This window comes from Bacillus sp. TH30, from assembly GCF_016650875.1.
GTDB classification, from domain to species: domain Bacteria; phylum Bacillota; class Bacilli; order Bacillales; family Bacillaceae_G; genus Bacillus_A; species Bacillus_A mycoides.
This window is the reverse complement of sequence record NZ_JAEKEY010000006.1, coordinates 25,450-39,131: the sequence shown is the minus strand read 5'-3', so window position 1 is coordinate 39,131 and position 13,682 is coordinate 25,450. Positions and strand designations below refer to the sequence as shown.

General features: G+C 32.0%; 23 protein-coding genes. 17 read left to right on the top strand and 6 right to left on the bottom strand.

What is annotated here, in order from left to right:
* Window positions 1–139 precede the first annotated feature (139 nt).
* Window positions 140–1,153 (bottom strand): hypothetical protein, encoded by a 1,014-nt coding sequence (locus tag JFU20_RS29735; protein WP_201039304.1) that lies wholly within the window; start codon window positions 1,151–1,153, stop codon window positions 140–142.
* Between the two features lie 57 nt (window positions 1,154–1,210).
* Window positions 1,211–1,618, bottom strand: coding sequence for a hypothetical protein (locus tag JFU20_RS29730; protein ID WP_201039303.1), 408 nt, complete (start codon window positions 1,616–1,618; stop codon window positions 1,211–1,213).
* Window positions 1,619–2,057: 439 nt separating this feature from the next.
* Here JFU20_RS29730 and JFU20_RS29725 point away from each other — a divergent pair, with 439 nt between their 5' ends.
* The 6 genes from JFU20_RS29725 (at window position 2,058) to JFU20_RS29700 (ending at window position 4,818) form a co-directional block, all read left to right on the top strand.
* A complete protein-coding gene (locus JFU20_RS29725) occupies window positions 2,058–2,630 on the top strand; it encodes a tyrosine-type recombinase/integrase (protein WP_016099470.1) in 573 nt (190 codons plus the stop codon).
* 24 nt (window positions 2,631–2,654) lie between these two features.
* Complete coding sequence (locus JFU20_RS29720) at window positions 2,655–2,885, top strand: hypothetical protein (protein ID WP_201039302.1); 231 nt, start codon at window positions 2,655–2,657, stop codon at window positions 2,883–2,885.
* An 11-nt stretch (window positions 2,886–2,896) separates the two neighbouring features.
* The gene (locus JFU20_RS29715) at window positions 2,897–3,145 is read left to right on the top strand and encodes a YueH family protein (RefSeq protein ID WP_201039301.1); all 249 of its coding nucleotides are present in this window, start codon (window positions 2,897–2,899) and stop codon (window positions 3,143–3,145) included.
* A 181-nt stretch (window positions 3,146–3,326) separates the two neighbouring features.
* Window positions 3,327–3,938, top strand: a complete 612-nt coding sequence (locus tag JFU20_RS29710; protein WP_201039300.1) for an MORN repeat-containing protein — start codon at window positions 3,327–3,329, stop codon at window positions 3,936–3,938.
* Between the two features lie 54 nt (window positions 3,939–3,992).
* Window positions 3,993–4,427, top strand: coding sequence for a NucA/NucB deoxyribonuclease domain-containing protein (locus JFU20_RS29705; protein ID WP_201039299.1), 435 nt, complete (start codon window positions 3,993–3,995; stop codon window positions 4,425–4,427).
* A gap of 13 nt (window positions 4,428–4,440) precedes the next feature.
* On the top strand, window positions 4,441–4,818 hold the full coding sequence (locus JFU20_RS29700; protein ID WP_207199125.1) for a hypothetical protein: 378 nt from the start codon (window positions 4,441–4,443) through the stop codon (window positions 4,816–4,818).
* Window positions 4,819–4,924: 106 nt separating this feature from the next.
* Here the strand turns inward: JFU20_RS29700 and JFU20_RS29695 are convergent, their stop codons facing one another.
* Window positions 4,925–6,097, bottom strand: a complete 1,173-nt coding sequence (locus tag JFU20_RS29695; RefSeq protein ID WP_201039297.1) for a hypothetical protein — start codon at window positions 6,095–6,097, stop codon at window positions 4,925–4,927.
* 238 nt (window positions 6,098–6,335) lie between these two features.
* Between JFU20_RS29695 and JFU20_RS29690 the strand changes: the two genes are divergently transcribed.
* The 8 genes from JFU20_RS29690 to JFU20_RS29655 all read left to right on the top strand — a co-directional run bounded on the left by JFU20_RS29690 (window position 6,336) and on the right by JFU20_RS29655 (window position 10,070).
* The gene (locus tag JFU20_RS29690) at window positions 6,336–7,010 is read left to right on the top strand and encodes a competence protein CoiA family protein (RefSeq protein WP_201039296.1); all 675 of its coding nucleotides are present in this window, start codon (window positions 6,336–6,338) and stop codon (window positions 7,008–7,010) included.
* A gap of 67 nt (window positions 7,011–7,077) precedes the next feature.
* The gene (locus tag JFU20_RS29685; RefSeq protein ID WP_201039295.1) at window positions 7,078–7,749 is read left to right on the top strand and encodes a hypothetical protein; all 672 of its coding nucleotides are present in this window, start codon (window positions 7,078–7,080) and stop codon (window positions 7,747–7,749) included.
* 176 nt (window positions 7,750–7,925) lie between these two features.
* On the top strand, window positions 7,926–8,183 hold the full coding sequence (locus tag JFU20_RS29680; protein WP_201039294.1) for a helix-turn-helix domain-containing protein: 258 nt from the start codon (window positions 7,926–7,928) through the stop codon (window positions 8,181–8,183).
* Between the two features lie 212 nt (window positions 8,184–8,395).
* Entirely contained in the window at window positions 8,396–8,515 is a 120-nt protein-coding gene (locus tag JFU20_RS30825) for a DUF3961 domain-containing protein (RefSeq protein ID WP_374222330.1), read from the top strand.
* Between the two features lie 173 nt (window positions 8,516–8,688).
* Complete coding sequence (locus JFU20_RS29670; protein WP_201039293.1) at window positions 8,689–8,907, top strand: hypothetical protein; 219 nt, start codon at window positions 8,689–8,691, stop codon at window positions 8,905–8,907.
* A gap of 15 nt (window positions 8,908–8,922) precedes the next feature.
* Window positions 8,923–9,066, top strand: coding sequence for a hypothetical protein (locus JFU20_RS29665; protein WP_000690451.1), 144 nt, complete (start codon window positions 8,923–8,925; stop codon window positions 9,064–9,066).
* A gap of 94 nt (window positions 9,067–9,160) precedes the next feature.
* Window positions 9,161–9,664, top strand: a complete 504-nt coding sequence (locus JFU20_RS29660) for a hypothetical protein (RefSeq protein WP_201039318.1) — start codon at window positions 9,161–9,163, stop codon at window positions 9,662–9,664.
* Window positions 9,665–9,713: 49 nt separating this feature from the next.
* Window positions 9,714–10,070 (top strand): hypothetical protein, encoded by a 357-nt coding sequence (locus tag JFU20_RS29655; protein ID WP_201039292.1) that lies wholly within the window; start codon window positions 9,714–9,716, stop codon window positions 10,068–10,070.
* 589 nt (window positions 10,071–10,659) lie between these two features.
* Here the strand turns inward: JFU20_RS29655 and JFU20_RS29650 are convergent.
* From JFU20_RS29650 to JFU20_RS29640, 3 genes are all read right to left on the bottom strand, one after another.
* Window positions 10,660–10,830: an aspartyl-phosphate phosphatase Spo0E family protein gene (locus tag JFU20_RS29650; protein WP_207199124.1), complete on the bottom strand. Its 171-nt coding sequence runs from the start codon at window positions 10,828–10,830 to the stop codon at window positions 10,660–10,662.
* 235 nt (window positions 10,831–11,065) lie between these two features.
* On the bottom strand, window positions 11,066–11,251 hold the full coding sequence (gene hfq / locus JFU20_RS29645) for an RNA chaperone Hfq (protein ID WP_201039290.1): 186 nt from the start codon (window positions 11,249–11,251) through the stop codon (window positions 11,066–11,068).
* Entirely contained in the window at window positions 11,251–12,108 is an 858-nt protein-coding gene (locus JFU20_RS29640) for a hypothetical protein (protein WP_201039289.1), read from the bottom strand. Before JFU20_RS29640 ends, hfq begins: the two co-directional genes overlap by 1 nt.
* 392 nt (window positions 12,109–12,500) lie before the next feature.
* On the opposite strand from JFU20_RS29640, the gene JFU20_RS29635 reads away from it, so the two are divergent.
* The 3 genes from JFU20_RS29635 (at window position 12,501) to JFU20_RS29625 (ending at window position 13,681) form a co-directional block, all read left to right on the top strand.
* Complete coding sequence (locus JFU20_RS29635) at window positions 12,501–12,833, top strand: hypothetical protein (protein WP_201039288.1); 333 nt, start codon at window positions 12,501–12,503, stop codon at window positions 12,831–12,833.
* Window positions 12,834–12,950: 117 nt separating this feature from the next.
* Window positions 12,951–13,313 (top strand): hypothetical protein, encoded by a 363-nt coding sequence (locus JFU20_RS29630; protein ID WP_000167716.1) that lies wholly within the window; start codon window positions 12,951–12,953, stop codon window positions 13,311–13,313.
* A gap of 14 nt (window positions 13,314–13,327) precedes the next feature.
* Window positions 13,328–13,681 (top strand): hypothetical protein, encoded by a 354-nt coding sequence (locus JFU20_RS29625; protein WP_201039287.1) that lies wholly within the window; start codon window positions 13,328–13,330, stop codon window positions 13,679–13,681.
* The last annotated feature ends 1 nt before the right edge of the window (window position 13,682 follow it).

The window sequence follows — 13,682 nt, the reverse complement described above, 5'->3', positions numbered from 1 at the left end:
GCTACCAGGAGTATAATTAATGTTCGAAGGAATATAAATTCCTGTTCCTGGATCAAGAAATCGACTGTTTTCTTAGTTACTTGTTTTAGAATTCAATTAATATTTCACATTCATTTTATCTCCATTGAATAATTAACGATTACTCCTTTATCAGTATGCCATATATCTTTGACTGTTTTTTTCTTAATATCATAATAAGAAAGCACACTTTCCTTTGGGGACCCCAATGTATTATAATCTTTTTTACTATCATAAAGACTTGATAAAAAAAGAAACCTTCACTTTTTTCACTATACTTTAACGCTCTTATTTTAAAGTGTTTTTCCGTATCGTCAAATAGTGGCTTTATTTTTTTGGAATTCAAATTTATTTCTGCAACATGGGAAGTAGGGTTGGTCAAATTTTCATCATAACTGAATATCACTGAACTTTCATCATCGGCAAATGAAGCCCCGCTAATAAATTTTTCCACTAAGCTAACATGTTTTTCTTTATTTCCATCCACATTATAAATATCTAAACTGTATTTAGCTGGACGCATTGTGATTTGCTTTTCATTTGCTTCTTCAAGCTTCTTTTTATCTTCAGCCTCAGAAAAGGAAACTATAACTAATTTATTATTATTGGGATTGTAATCAAAATCCAAAATACTTTTATCCTTATCGTCTTTTTCCCATATTTCTAACTTATCCTTTTCAATATTATAAGTGGCAATATGAAAATTACGATACTCATCTTTTAATAAAACTCTCATGAAAACCGTTGTTTGTTTGTTATCTATTTGTATAAGATCTACATTACCTAATTCCTTAGTCAATTGCCTTATTTGATTTTTTTGTAAGTCCTTAACAAACAATTGCATTGTACCGTCTTCAGCTTTATCAGCAAAGTACAATTTGTTATGGAGTTTTGAATAAGAAAAAGTAGTATAATCTGGTATCTTTTTCCTTAATAATACTGTGTTTTCTTGTAACGTTGGATCATATTCATAAAATGTATTTGTAAGAAGCTTAGGTTCAAATAGGTTTATGTATAATTTTTGAGAAGGTGTATCATTTTTATTAACAACAACACTCCCAGATGTAAGGAATTTGTAACTAAGTATGACACACAAAGATACAGCTATTAATGAAAAAACTATGGTTTTCTTCATTATATCCCCCCTAAAAAAATCCAGATATAAAGTATTATATCCGGATTTTTTCGAAAATTATTCGGTTATTGCTATTCCACCGGATCTTTCAGTTCGACCATTCTTAATCTGACCATCACTTAGTTTTCCCCCTAATGCCACAAATGTATTAGGAAGTACATCCACTATAACACCAAATTTTTTAAACTCGCCATAATCCCATTTCTCAAGAACTCTAGATTTCCCTTTATCTAAGTTCGTTACTACAATTTTGGTGCCCTTTCTAATATATGCCTCACTCGAGTCAACAGCGCAATCATTATCCGTCATCCACTTTCCGTCAGCCCCTGGTTTGTAAGGCGTATAATTACTTATCTTACCGTAACGGGTTATCGTATCCGCTTTAGCTGTTTGTCCTCCAAATACATTGACTGTTGTTAATAAAAACGTAGCAATAATAAAAATGAAACTGAATTTCTTCTTCATAATATTTTTTCTCCTTTTCATTTTTTTGAACTAGTTCTTTTTAATTTTATAACATAGAAAGAATTATTCAACATTATTGTTAAATAATTCCAATCAATATTCATATATAGATTTATAGAGAAAAAGCCAATAGCCTGAATACAATTAAGTAAGTTTTACTACAATTTATAATTTTTTTCTTGGGTTTAATATAAGAGAAGTAAAAAAATCTAAGTTAATGTACAAATAGGCATACCAATTTAAAAAATATGAGTTTTACAAAAGATACAAAATGTTAAACTCATAAAAACCAGTGATATCATGCGTTTTTCTATGGTATTACTGGTTTTTTCGCTATAAAATGAAAAGAAAAAGATTGTCAGTTTAACAAATTATAGTTATAGTTAAACTAAGTTTTACATATTATAGCTTACAACATAGGTTTAGGAGGTCATGTTTTATGACGAAAGGGGGACGAAAACCTGGGGCAAAAGAACCAATTCGTTCAATAGAAAAAATTGAAGAAATGAAAGATTGGCTTTTGCAAAATTCCTCATATCGAAATTACTTTTTATTTTATTTTGGAATTAATACAGGTTTACGCATTAGTGACATTTTACGATTACGTGTAAAAGATGTTCGAGGGAAGCATGTTATAAAAATTAAAATGGAAAAAACAGATACAACCGTAGAAGTATATTTCAATACGGTTTTACAACAAGAGATTGCCAAGTACACAAGTAATCGAGCTGATTCTGATTGGCTATTTCCAAGTCGTCAAGGAGATAAGCCAATCACAAGACAAATGGCTCATACGTTTTTGCATAAAGCGGCACAGGCTTGTGGGATTGATTCGGATCATTGGGGAACACATAGTATGCGGAAAACGTTTGGCTATCAGTATTATAAAAAAATGAAAGATGTGTATTATTTGATGAAGTTATTTGGTCATGCGACGCAAAGACAAACACTACAATACATCGGTGTAGAAGCTGATGAAATCCGTAAAACAATGGAGGATTTCACTTTATAAGAATCCAAAGGAGGAAACCAGAGTATGAAAGAAGGAAAATTAGAACAGGAAAGTAAATCTCGAAAGTACGAACGTATTTTTATTATCTCAATTCTTACCACGATAGTTCTTATTATTGGAAGTATAGTTGTTGTAGAGCATACAGGTTTTAAATATATAATGTACTTGGTGGTAGCAATTATAGTAAGTATAGGTATTACCAATGATATACAAAAAAGATATAAGAAATATTCTAATTCAAGCAATAACGAATAGGAGGGTTATAGATGAGATGTGTAGAGTTTGAAGTTCTAAAAAGTTATGGATCACCAAATGTCTATTTTTTTGGACATGAGATGAAACATAGTTGTTTGATTGCAATTCCAGCATGGAATTGGATTTTTTTAATGGATTATACGATTAATTTTGAAGATGAAAAGCCTATGTTAATGAAAGCATTGGAGAAGTATGTTTCTTATGATTTGGTGGAAAATGCTGCAGATGCATTGTATGACTTTGCTCTTAGTGAAATTTAGGTAAAGCGTTATTTTAAGTAATTGAAGAGTTTCGAAGGAAAGTGAATGGATTGTAAAATAGGTTTATGTGAAATTTATAAATAAAAAGGGAGTCAATTTATATTTATAATGTTTCCAGCATGTCTGTCTATTTAGACTAACATCATAAATGATTTTGAAAGTTAGGAAGGGAGATAGTTAATTGTTCGAATCAATTATTAATCTATTTAAAGCAGACAATAACAAAAGAAGACAGTTTAGAAAACATGTGTATGTTGAAAGATTAGAGCGGATGAATGACAGCGTATATAAATATCCAATCATTGGTGGGGAATACTGGTTAGAAGGTATAAATGAAGATGGTTATTGGAAAGGGGAAGTTCTTATAAGAACTCACTATGGAGGGGAGTTTTATCGAGGGGAGACATATAACGCTGGTGATTTAACAAAAGGTTCATATATAGGTGATTGGAAGTACGGAGTTCCTCATGGAAATGGAAGGTTAGTTACAGATGGGCTTTCTTCTCCGACTTCTATCTTTAGGGCATTTCATTATGAATCTAAAGGTTATAGTAAAATGGAGTATTGGGATAAGTCTTTCCCAGTCAATTTCACCAGATTTTGGGGTTCTATAAAAGTTTATGAGGGGGAGTTTGAAAATGGCATTCCTAATGGTTATGGTAGAGCTTACGCGAGTCCTTGGCTAAATGGTCAACAAAGCCCAATTGTATATGAAGGACATTTTAATGATGGATATCCTATAAATTTAGATTCTGATTATTTTGATATACCGTTAAGAGAACGTTGTAAGTAAGGAATTATTTAATTCAATGATAATTTGAATTTTTTACAAAAAAGGGGGAGTACAATGAAACTCAAAGGGGTTATAAGTAGTTTTTTAACGGTAGGGTTGTTATTTACAGGATGTTCAGCAATTCAAAATTCCAATCATGCAAAGCAAACAAGTGGATCACAAGATATTGCACAAGTTATAGAGTTTTCGTCAAATAAGTATCCAGAAACCGCAGCACATATTAAAGATGCGATTGCAAGTGGCAAGACAGATATTTGTACAATAGATCGAGATGGAGCCGCAGAAAGAAGAAAACAATCTTTAGCAAATGTTCCAACGAAAAAAGGATATGATCGGGATGAATACCCTATGGCTATGTGTAGGGAAGGCGGTAAAGGTGCTGATATAAGGCATATAAAACCAGCTGATAATCGTGGTGCTGGTTCGTACATTGGGAATAAAGTGGAGAAATTACCGGACGGTGCAAAAGTGAAAATCGTTGTGAAATAAAGGAGATAGAGCTATGACAATTATAAAACTGTCTTGTATTTTCGTTATAGTTATATTCCTGGTATGGCACTTTATAAGACTTTTATACCGTTTTTTAGAAAAGAATGCTCAACAGATCGAGGAAAGACAGGAAAGTAAAAAGGTGCAACTTAGAGAATTACGAAAAGATGCGTTTGAAAATCGATATGATGAAGTTTATTACAATGATTCACCACCATTTAAGAGTAAACAACGCAAGAAATCCGCAAAATTTTCTACTTATACAGATGAAAATTCAGACTATATATCACCTGTTGTAACTACATTTACATTTCACTCAAATAATGATAATTCATCAAGTAATTGTGGCGATTCTTCTTCTAGTGATGCTGGAAGTTCAAGCTGTGATTAACTAATAAAGAGCTATGTATATACATAACTCTTTATTTTTTTGAAAATAAGAAAAATCAAATAGTAAAATAAAGGGGAATTTATCCAGTTAGTAATCTACTATGATTTTAATTAGCCATACTGTCACGATTGTTTAATCGTTCAAGTAGATAGTCAAATATCAATATACACTTCAAAGAGTTAACTTTAGTACCATAGAGACTATCCCCTCCATGTAATATCGCATGACGACTTAGGCTAGAGTTTATCTCTTTTCCATGCTCAAAACCAGCTAATATTTTACTTGTATAAAAGGTTTTAACCTGGTTATCAAATGAATAAGTACTATCATCTGATAGCAAATCAGATAAAAATTCTTTTAATTTACGCCCGTTCATGTTTCCTACGTGTTCAAAACCTTGTGCCACAATACCTTCTGTTTGTGCCAATAATGCAGGCACCGTCAAATTATAGTAACCAGCTAAATGTCCCTCAATAGCTTGCTCTAAGATAGAAATTCGGTTATTTAACCATTCAAATCCATTCCATTTAGATTTCATATTAATCAAAGCTGATTCGTCAAATTTATTTAAAAATAGCTCTTCGACATATGTTTGAACTACATTTAAATCATTTGTACGATATCGTTTTATTATTTCCTTTGCTTCATTTGGAAATAAATCGTCATGTGGTGGGAAATCTAGCTCTAGAAAAATGACTTTAACTTCTAAAGCAATATTTCTTTCACTTTGAGCAATTTCTTGTAATGCATTTAAACGTTTGGTAAAATCCCAATTTTTGAATGCTCCGTTTAAATTTTCTAATATTTTTTCTGTTTGCTGTAAATATATTTGGTCCTTTTTTCTTATTTCATTAAGCGCATTTTGTACGATATTACTATCTAATATGAATTGATTTAATCGATAAATAAGTGAATTTTGTGCGCTTGACGTCAAGATTTCAATAAGAGTTTGCCTATTTTTTGATCCTGATTGAATATTGCCATCAATACTCTTTATAGAGTTTGCTACAGAATTAGCTTTGTCATCAATACTCTTTATGGTGTTTGCTACAGAATTAGCTTTGTCATCAATATTCTTTATGGTGTTTGCTACAGAATTAGCTTTGTCATCAATATTCTTTATGGTGTTTGCTATTGAATTAGCTTTGTCATCAATATTCTTTATGGTGTTTGCTATTGAATTAGCTTTTTCAATTCTTTGGCTGGATTTTGCTATAGATTTAGGCATTGCCTCACTTTTTTGAATAGATTCTAATAATGGATTTCTAGGATGATTCATCACGCCCCAACCTTTCATTAGTTTTGTAATCAACAATTTATAAGATAATTATAAGTCTATACGATGAAATTTACTGTAATAATTCACTAAGTAATTGTGACGATTCTCCTTTAAGTGATGCTGGAAGCTCAAATTGTAATTAAATAAAAGGAGTGTAAACACCCTGTTATTTTTTAAAAAAAAGAAAATCAGATGGTAAAATAAAGAAAAACATAAGTAATACTAAGGGGGAAGAGTAATGGGGTATCATGTTATTGATCCAGAAACAAATGAGAAAATTCATGTGAAAGATTGGGAAGTGAAATACCCTGGTCTAGATGCCACTTGTGATGTATGTAATACAGAAATGTATATAAGAGCAGAAGCTACATCAGATAAAAAACCACATTTCGCACATTATCCTAAACGATCTAATTGTCCCACCATCTTAAAGAATCGTAAAAGATATGAGGATTTTGCACCAAATGAAATAGACAGAGTGAACGCAGAGAATATAAAGAAGACAGTATTAGCTAACTTATGGGGTACTTTTTTAAAATGCCAAGAAATCATGGAAACAAAACTATATGAAAGCGAGTTTAAATCCATGATAAAAAAAGCAAATGAACGAAACATTTGGCTATATAAAGGATTAACGATGAAATATGTCCCATACATATTGTTAGTGAATTATGGTGTGTTCCCAAAAGCGGATAAAAGGTCGAAAAAAGTACATTTTGTATTTGATGCTGTAATAAGTAATTTTGATGACTTGTGGGTTGAATCTAAAGTGAAACAGAAAATATGGCGGGTATACCCAGATTATGAAAATACAATTGAAACAGTCGATATAGAATGGGATGATTGCCAATACGTAAAACCTTATTTTATAAATTACATTACAGGGATTAAAGAAGAGGCAATTCAATGGTAAGTAGCTAGGTATTATATATCTAAAAAGCGGGCTTTTAAGAGTTTTAAGGGAATAGGGTGGGGATAAAATGAATTTAGATGAAAGAATTTATATTAAAAATAAACATCTAGATTACTTAATGTTTGGTAATTGGCCCGAACTAAAGGAGTTGTTCGAAAATATACCTTCATGGGTTAGTGGTAGTAATGATAAACAGGAAGCAAAATTCTTACTAACGGAAATGGTTTGTTCGACTTTTAATGTTTCCTGTAACGTAACATTTGGTTACCGAGAAAAAATTATTAATAAAATTAAACATAAACTAGGTTATGAAATGATTGAACAAGCTATGAAAACAGAAATTGTTCGTTTGTATAATCTAACACAAGAAAGAATTAAAAAAGAATTTAATACAAACAGTATATTATTATATCGAGGACTGAATCGAAATGAACTAGATTATTTCTACAAAGATTCATCCAAGATAAAAACTAATATGTTATCCTCATTTTCCATTGATTCTAACCGTCATCGTAAAGAGATTCAAGTTTCCGTAGAAGTTCCTATGGAAAGTATATTGTTTTATGAGAATTTATGTCCTTTTAAAGAAGTAGTAGAGCAGAATTATACTTCTTCCTTAGGATTACATTTGGAAAGGGAAGTTGTTGTTTTTAATAAAGGAGAGTTTTGGGATATTAAAGAGGTCACTTGTAAAAATGAGAACGTTAAAAAATTAAGAGAAGCTGAAGAATCATTTTAGCCGCATGTAATTTACTATTCATTAAAATCCCTATATTTATAGGGATTTTTTAATTTGTCGAAAAAATTCGAAAGAAAAAATAGGAAAACACTTGAATTTTTAACCTATATAGGTTAAATTTAATTTGAAAGGAGGTTCATATAAAAATATTTATAGATTTAGAAAGGGATTTGTTAATGAAGGAAATTGATAAGTATATGTTTCTTCAAGAAGCGGCTATAAGATGGGGGATACCCTATGAAACAGTAAAAAACAAAGTAAAACCATCTTTAGCAAAAGAAGAACAAATTGATAGTATGATTGAACGCGGTTTGATTAAATATTTTGAACCGCCGCGTGATCCAAACCGCACATATAAACGGGATCAAAAGTCTTGGCTTGTATCGGTTGACGCAATGCATGAATGGTTTGGTGAACCGAAAAATAAAAAGTAAAAAAACAAAAGAGAAAGATGTTTCCGCGCCTGCCAGCCTGGAAAAACACCTTCCTCTTATGGGCCAACATAATTTAAGAAAGGAAGAATGACTATGAAACAAATCCTTATCAAAATTACGTCTGGTGAGCCTATTTTAACACAACCTCACCTTAAATTTAAATTCCTCAAAAAATTTTACTCTTCTGTTTCAGAAAATTACGAAAAATTAAATTGTTATTTTGTATTGAAGAAAATGTTTCCGATCAGATTTGGTTTTATGGTTTCTTTGCAACCTCAATTTTTATGATGCTTTTCACTTACTTATTTTCGGGTATCCTATTTGGATTTTAGAAGGAAGGCATATGGAAGAACGCCTATTTTTAAAATCATCCCTCTAGAAAGGAGAGAAAGCATTGATCCAATCATTAAAAAGTACCATGCAATTTATTGGTTTGATCTTAATTAGTGCGTTGATTGCTGTCAGCCTAGTGAATTAGTCCTTTAAGAGAGAAAGGAGCAATCACATGGAAGATTACAAATGTAGAGCGTGTGGAGAGATTGCCGCGGAAGGATTTGCGTTAGGAATCCTATGTTATTACTGCATTGAAGAAGTTGTAATTCACATAAAAAAACATTTAGAAGACAAAGAGATTTCTTGTACACATGGAGATAATCAAACAATCGAAATAAAGGGAACAGATGAATCTATAACGGTTTGTCATGAGTGTGGAGAAGAATTATAAAAGGGAGGCAAGAAAATGAAAATCGGTGTATCTGTATGGAGAGTTCTTTGCAAAGAAACAAAGTTGAAATTGCTTCAAAATGCTATGCAAGAGAGTAAAAGCCGCTTTACAAAACAGTCCCTTTCCATTGCTATAAAGCAACAGAAAGGGGAAGTGTGATGAGTGATCGTATTGGTGAAGGGCACAAGAAATAAGATGCCTTCAAAAATATTTTAGCATGTTCATGTAAGAAATAAAGGGGGAATTTAATATGATGAAAACAGTCCAATTGTTGAAAAGTGAAGAATTTGAAATCGGTACAACAGATAAAAACGGGCACAAATTAAGACAGTCTGATTTTGTTGTCACGCAAGATGATTTTGAGGGTATTAGTATTTGTCAAATCCTATACAACAGTATTGCAAAAGAGTTTGTGGCCATGAGTGATTCTAATTGGTGGATACCGTATCATGATTTATCTGTTGCAACAGAAAGGCTAGATTATGTCATTGCAAAAGAGTTTTTGGGGCTAGAAAAATGCGGTACATATTGGGGTAAGAATCGTACATCATTTATTAGAATGCCGATTGAATATTTCAATCCTGTTGAGGAATCCACTTTTATTCTTGAAAAATTAGGGCGGCAATATGACGATCTATTGAGCGTAAAAGAAAATGGGTGCTGGTACCTAACATTAAACAAGAAAATATATAGCGAAAAGCGTCTTGGGATAGCCGCTTGTTTAGCCGCTGTTGATACTGTAAGAAACAAGAAGTAGGGATTTGATTTTAAGGGAGAAATACAAATTATAAATAGGGGGAATTAAAATGTTACATGCAGTTATGCAAGAGCAAAATTACTGGAAAGGCCAAAAACAGAAATTCCGAAGAAATAATAAGAAGTTATTAATTTCATTAGAACCATATTTGTATGAAAAATTGGAAGAGTTCGCATTGTATAACGAAAGTTTAGAGCACATTGCATCGGAGCTAGTAACAGAGGGATTAGAATATATTTATATGGAGGATATCCCTGTTAAACAATCTCATGCTTATCAGCATTTTGTAGAAATTGAATTATCACCATTTCAACTAAAGCTACTACAACAATTAGCACTTAAACGAGGATGTTCAACAAGAAAAATGGCATATACAGTATTACATTTCATGTTACAAACAAAGTAAAAGAACCCTTCATAACAAAGGATTCTTTTACCAGGTATTCGTTGGCAAATGATTTCATCAAAGGAATTGAGTCTGGACACTCAATTCCTTTTTTATGTTATAAAAAAGAAGGTCATTTGTCAAAAAGCATTTGCTATAGAATAACAAATGCTTTTTGTTGAACTTGAATTGAACACTTTCAGAAAGTATTTATATTGTTTGCCTTTTTTTCTTGAAAAATTGTGCCCTCAATCACTAATTTTACCATAGAATATAGAAAATGTAGCGTCTTAAAATAGAAAAACCTATTGGTTTTATATAGATTTTTTCTTTATAATAATAAAAGGCAGTTCCCGAATGTAAATAGGCTCTCGTGCTTTTCTTGCATGAGAGCCTATTTACATGAAAAAAAGATTGGATATTTACCAATCTTTTTCGTGTAAGGGGTTAACGATAGCTTGTTATTACAACTCTTTTTTTATTTTAACATAATTAATCAGAAAATTCAATCTAATATTTTTTCTCAATATGGTTTTTCATATTTTTGAATTATAATATGATTAATTCTTTTTATTTCTATATCTGTCTCTTATCTTCCCGTTATGAATCCTTATTGAATTAAGGATTCTTTTTTTATCATCATTTTTTGATCTAATCGATATTTTCCCATTGCTTCATAAATTAAAAGGTCTAATTTTTGACTAAAATCAATTACTTTTTTATGGCTAAATCCATATTTTTTTACAAGATAGCTCAATTCTTTTTTTTGATCTTCAATCATGTCCTGTAGTAATCGCATATCCACCTTTTTCTTTAAACTCCTTTATACATAGAATCTCGAAAAAATTGTATCCAAAAAATTGCAAACAAAAAACAAGGCTGAAACCAGCCTTGCCCTAAAGGAAAAAAACTAACTCTTATATCTAAGAGTACATTATGTATGGGAATTTTTGAAGTTAATATGCCTTAAAAAGGATAAAAAGGTTATAATAGTAAGGTTTTGAAAGTTCGTTATTCTATAAAGAAACAGTCGAAATCGCTTGTTTATAAAGGAACATTTGCTCTCCATTGCTTAAAACTAGTACCGAAAATTTATCAACAGCGATAATTTTCCCAGGTACTCTGACACCGTTTATTAGAAAAATCGTTACTTCTTTTTTCTCTTCTATTAACTTCTCATAAAATTTTTCTTGTGTATGCATCATTTAGATGGTTGCAACTCCTCTCCTTTTTCGGAACGGTTCATAGCTTCTAAGAATACATATTCTTTTACTGTTAGCTCAACCGTTGGGCAATATTCAACCTTTGATAATTCGTGAAATAGAGAAAGGTTTTTGTGTAGTTTTTGAATCATTTCATCTAAAGTGATTTCTCCTACACCATACTCAATTACTGAATTTAAAAATACGTCTACATCTATTAAACTTGGTTCGATTAGGGAAACAATCTCTTGTACCTTTGGTAAAATAATTGTTTCATAACGTTGTTTGAATAGTTCTAAATCCTCTGGTGCGGGTTCATTCTCACAAAGCTTTTTGAAAGATAGTACACGAATGTCATTTCGTAATGAATCAATACGCTCTTCATAAAACGCTTTGTCGAACCCTTCTTTGTCAGCAACATCATAATGAAGTTCTGTTTGTGATCTACGCTTTTTCTTATAAGAATCCATAAGGATTTTCTCTTTTGCATTAAACATCATGATAAAAACAGTACGCTCTAAATTCATGACTTGGTTTGCTACGCTTAATGTTTCATCTAATACTTTTGCGCGTTCTTCTTCACTTAACTTTTTTATAGAGGATGGAACAAGGTTTTTGACATTCTCAAACGACTCTGAATTTGTAATGTGTTGAAGAGAAAATTGAGCGACCTCTGGTAAACAAGGATCAGTTGTTTTGTCTAAGAGTAACAAATCTTTAATCGTTCGCACTGTATTTTTGATCTCTTTTTGAGCTTGTCGAACTTTTTCTATGCTTCTTTCCATGTATTCTGGTTGTTTAAGACGATTGAAAATGTATTCTCTTCTTTCTTCAAAATGTTGCTGTAAAAGTGACATAGTTGTTTCCCCTCTCTAAGTGTCTTACGGTTTTAAAATCCTTCTCATGGATGTAAAAGGAACAGTATAATTATAACATTTTATACTTTAATACGATTTTAAAATTCTTATATTTCGGAAATTTTGCAAGGATGCTTCTTTTTCGTGTTGTACTTGCACAAGTTTCATACTGTCGGCATATAGCTAATAGCGTAAAGCACGCTGATAGCTAATGATTAAAAATGTGGCCTAAAAGGGTCATTTTTTTATGGGAAAAGTGATATTACCGCTCATATCGATTAAATAAACAAGAAGAGAGTTTTTTTGTATAAAAAGGCGAATAACGTACAAACAGCAAGGAATACGTTTTAGTAATACCGATATTATCGGTCACATCGGGGAGGGTGAGCAGAATGGAAAAATCAAAGTTTAGTAAACCTGTAGCATTCAATAAGAAGAATGAAAAGGATCGGATCATGTTACAACATGTGAAGCGTAAAAATTTTTCGGGTTATGTAAAGAGATTGATCTGGAACGATATACCCGATAAACATAAGAAAATGACATGCGAAGAGGATAGAAAACAAGTACCGTCACCAATTAAACAAGACGAACAAAATGTAACAGGAAAGAAGAAATTAAGTGCCGCGGAACGCATTGAACAAATTAAGGCACAAACAAAAAGACAGGAGCCTCCAAAAAGCTCACTGCCTGTATTTTTACCCAACAATAATATTAACAAGTGATCCAATAATCGCGCCTACAGCGACAGCAATAGCAACATGCATATCGTTAGACCTCCTACTTTTCATTTGCAAGTAGTATGTGTAGTTCTTAAAAAATTATACAAGAGGTGTTACAACATGACTAAGACAGAAACGATTTCTTTTCGCTCTTTTATGGACCAAAGTTATAAAAAGAAAGCACATAAAGAAACAAATAATAAGAACGTACTTAAAAAGGTTTTTACCGCTACAGGGAGTTCATTAATATTGATACTTCCGAAGGTAACATTTGCCGCGGGAGTTAACGGGACGTTTGGCAATGTTCATAGTGCAATTATGAACGGATTTGATGCGGGCGTAGTTTTAGTTATTATCTTTTCGGGTGCGGCCTGGGCGTTGGGCCACCGCACAAAGGCAATAGAAATTTTAATTGGTGCATGTTGCGGATATGTTTTAGCTAGGCACAGCGTTGACATAAGAGACTTTTTAAAGGGAATTTAAAAGGAGGGGTCCTTGTGAAATTCATTTTAGAAGGTGGCAAAATGATTGCGGCTAATACAGCTGGGTATATTGGAGAAAAGGCAAAAGAAGGTTCTTTTCTAGATCAATTAAATAACTTTAGTGACGCTATTGTAGGGAAGGAAATGGAGTGGATTTTCAAGCCAGTCGGTGAATTTATGGTAGATATATTAAGTCAATTGGGCCATTGGTTTGTTTTAAATTTGCCCGATATTATGGGATATAGTGCATTAGTGACAGCTGGATTCATTATGATAGGTTCAATGACACACAAAGGCGGAATGATGAAGCCACTTGCCTATTTTGCAGGCGGACTTATCTTGGCAATATGTATATTAGGAGGGGCCTAAA

Bases quoted from the DNA above. Each gene is read 5' to 3' on its own strand.
- JFU20_RS29735 (WP_201039304.1), bottom strand. From the start codon at position 1,153: ATGAAGAAAACCATAGTTTTTTCATTAATAGCTGTATCTTTGTGTGTC.
- JFU20_RS29730 (WP_201039303.1), bottom strand. From the start codon at position 1,618: ATGAAGAAGAAATTCAGTTTCATTTTTATTATTGCTACGTTTTTATTA.
- JFU20_RS29725 (WP_016099470.1), top strand. From the start codon at position 2,058: ATGACGAAAGGGGGACGAAAACCTGGGGCAAAAGAACCAATTCGTTCA.
- JFU20_RS29720 (WP_201039302.1), top strand. From the start codon at position 2,655: ATGAAAGAAGGAAAATTAGAACAGGAAAGTAAATCTCGAAAGTACGAA.
- JFU20_RS29715 (WP_201039301.1), top strand. From the start codon at position 2,897: ATGAGATGTGTAGAGTTTGAAGTTCTAAAAAGTTATGGATCACCAAAT.
- JFU20_RS29705 (WP_201039299.1), top strand. From the start codon at position 3,993: ATGAAACTCAAAGGGGTTATAAGTAGTTTTTTAACGGTAGGGTTGTTA.
- JFU20_RS29700 (WP_207199125.1), top strand. From the start codon at position 4,441: ATGACAATTATAAAACTGTCTTGTATTTTCGTTATAGTTATATTCCTG.
- JFU20_RS29695 (WP_201039297.1), bottom strand. From the start codon at position 6,097: ATGAATCATCCTAGAAATCCATTATTAGAATCTATTCAAAAAAGTGAG.
- JFU20_RS29690 (WP_201039296.1), top strand. From the start codon at position 6,336: ATGGGGTATCATGTTATTGATCCAGAAACAAATGAGAAAATTCATGTG.
- JFU20_RS29685 (WP_201039295.1), top strand. From the start codon at position 7,078: ATGAATTTAGATGAAAGAATTTATATTAAAAATAAACATCTAGATTAC.
- JFU20_RS29680 (WP_201039294.1), top strand. From the start codon at position 7,926: ATGAAGGAAATTGATAAGTATATGTTTCTTCAAGAAGCGGCTATAAGA.
- JFU20_RS29670 (WP_201039293.1), top strand. From the start codon at position 8,689: ATGGAAGATTACAAATGTAGAGCGTGTGGAGAGATTGCCGCGGAAGGA.
- JFU20_RS29665 (WP_000690451.1), top strand. From the start codon at position 8,923: ATGAAAATCGGTGTATCTGTATGGAGAGTTCTTTGCAAAGAAACAAAG.
- JFU20_RS29660 (WP_201039318.1), top strand. From the start codon at position 9,161: ATGAAAACAGTCCAATTGTTGAAAAGTGAAGAATTTGAAATCGGTACA.
- JFU20_RS29655 (WP_201039292.1), top strand. From the start codon at position 9,714: ATGTTACATGCAGTTATGCAAGAGCAAAATTACTGGAAAGGCCAAAAA.
- JFU20_RS29650 (WP_207199124.1), bottom strand. From the start codon at position 10,830: ATGATTGAAGATCAAAAAAAAGAATTGAGCTATCTTGTAAAAAAATAT.
- hfq (WP_201039290.1), bottom strand. From the start codon at position 11,251: ATGCATACACAAGAAAAATTTTATGAGAAGTTAATAGAAGAGAAAAAA.
- JFU20_RS29640 (WP_201039289.1), bottom strand. From the start codon at position 12,108: ATGTCACTTTTACAGCAACATTTTGAAGAAAGAAGAGAATACATTTTC.
- JFU20_RS29635 (WP_201039288.1), top strand. From the start codon at position 12,501: ATGGAAAAATCAAAGTTTAGTAAACCTGTAGCATTCAATAAGAAGAAT.
- JFU20_RS29630 (WP_000167716.1), top strand. From the start codon at position 12,951: ATGACTAAGACAGAAACGATTTCTTTTCGCTCTTTTATGGACCAAAGT.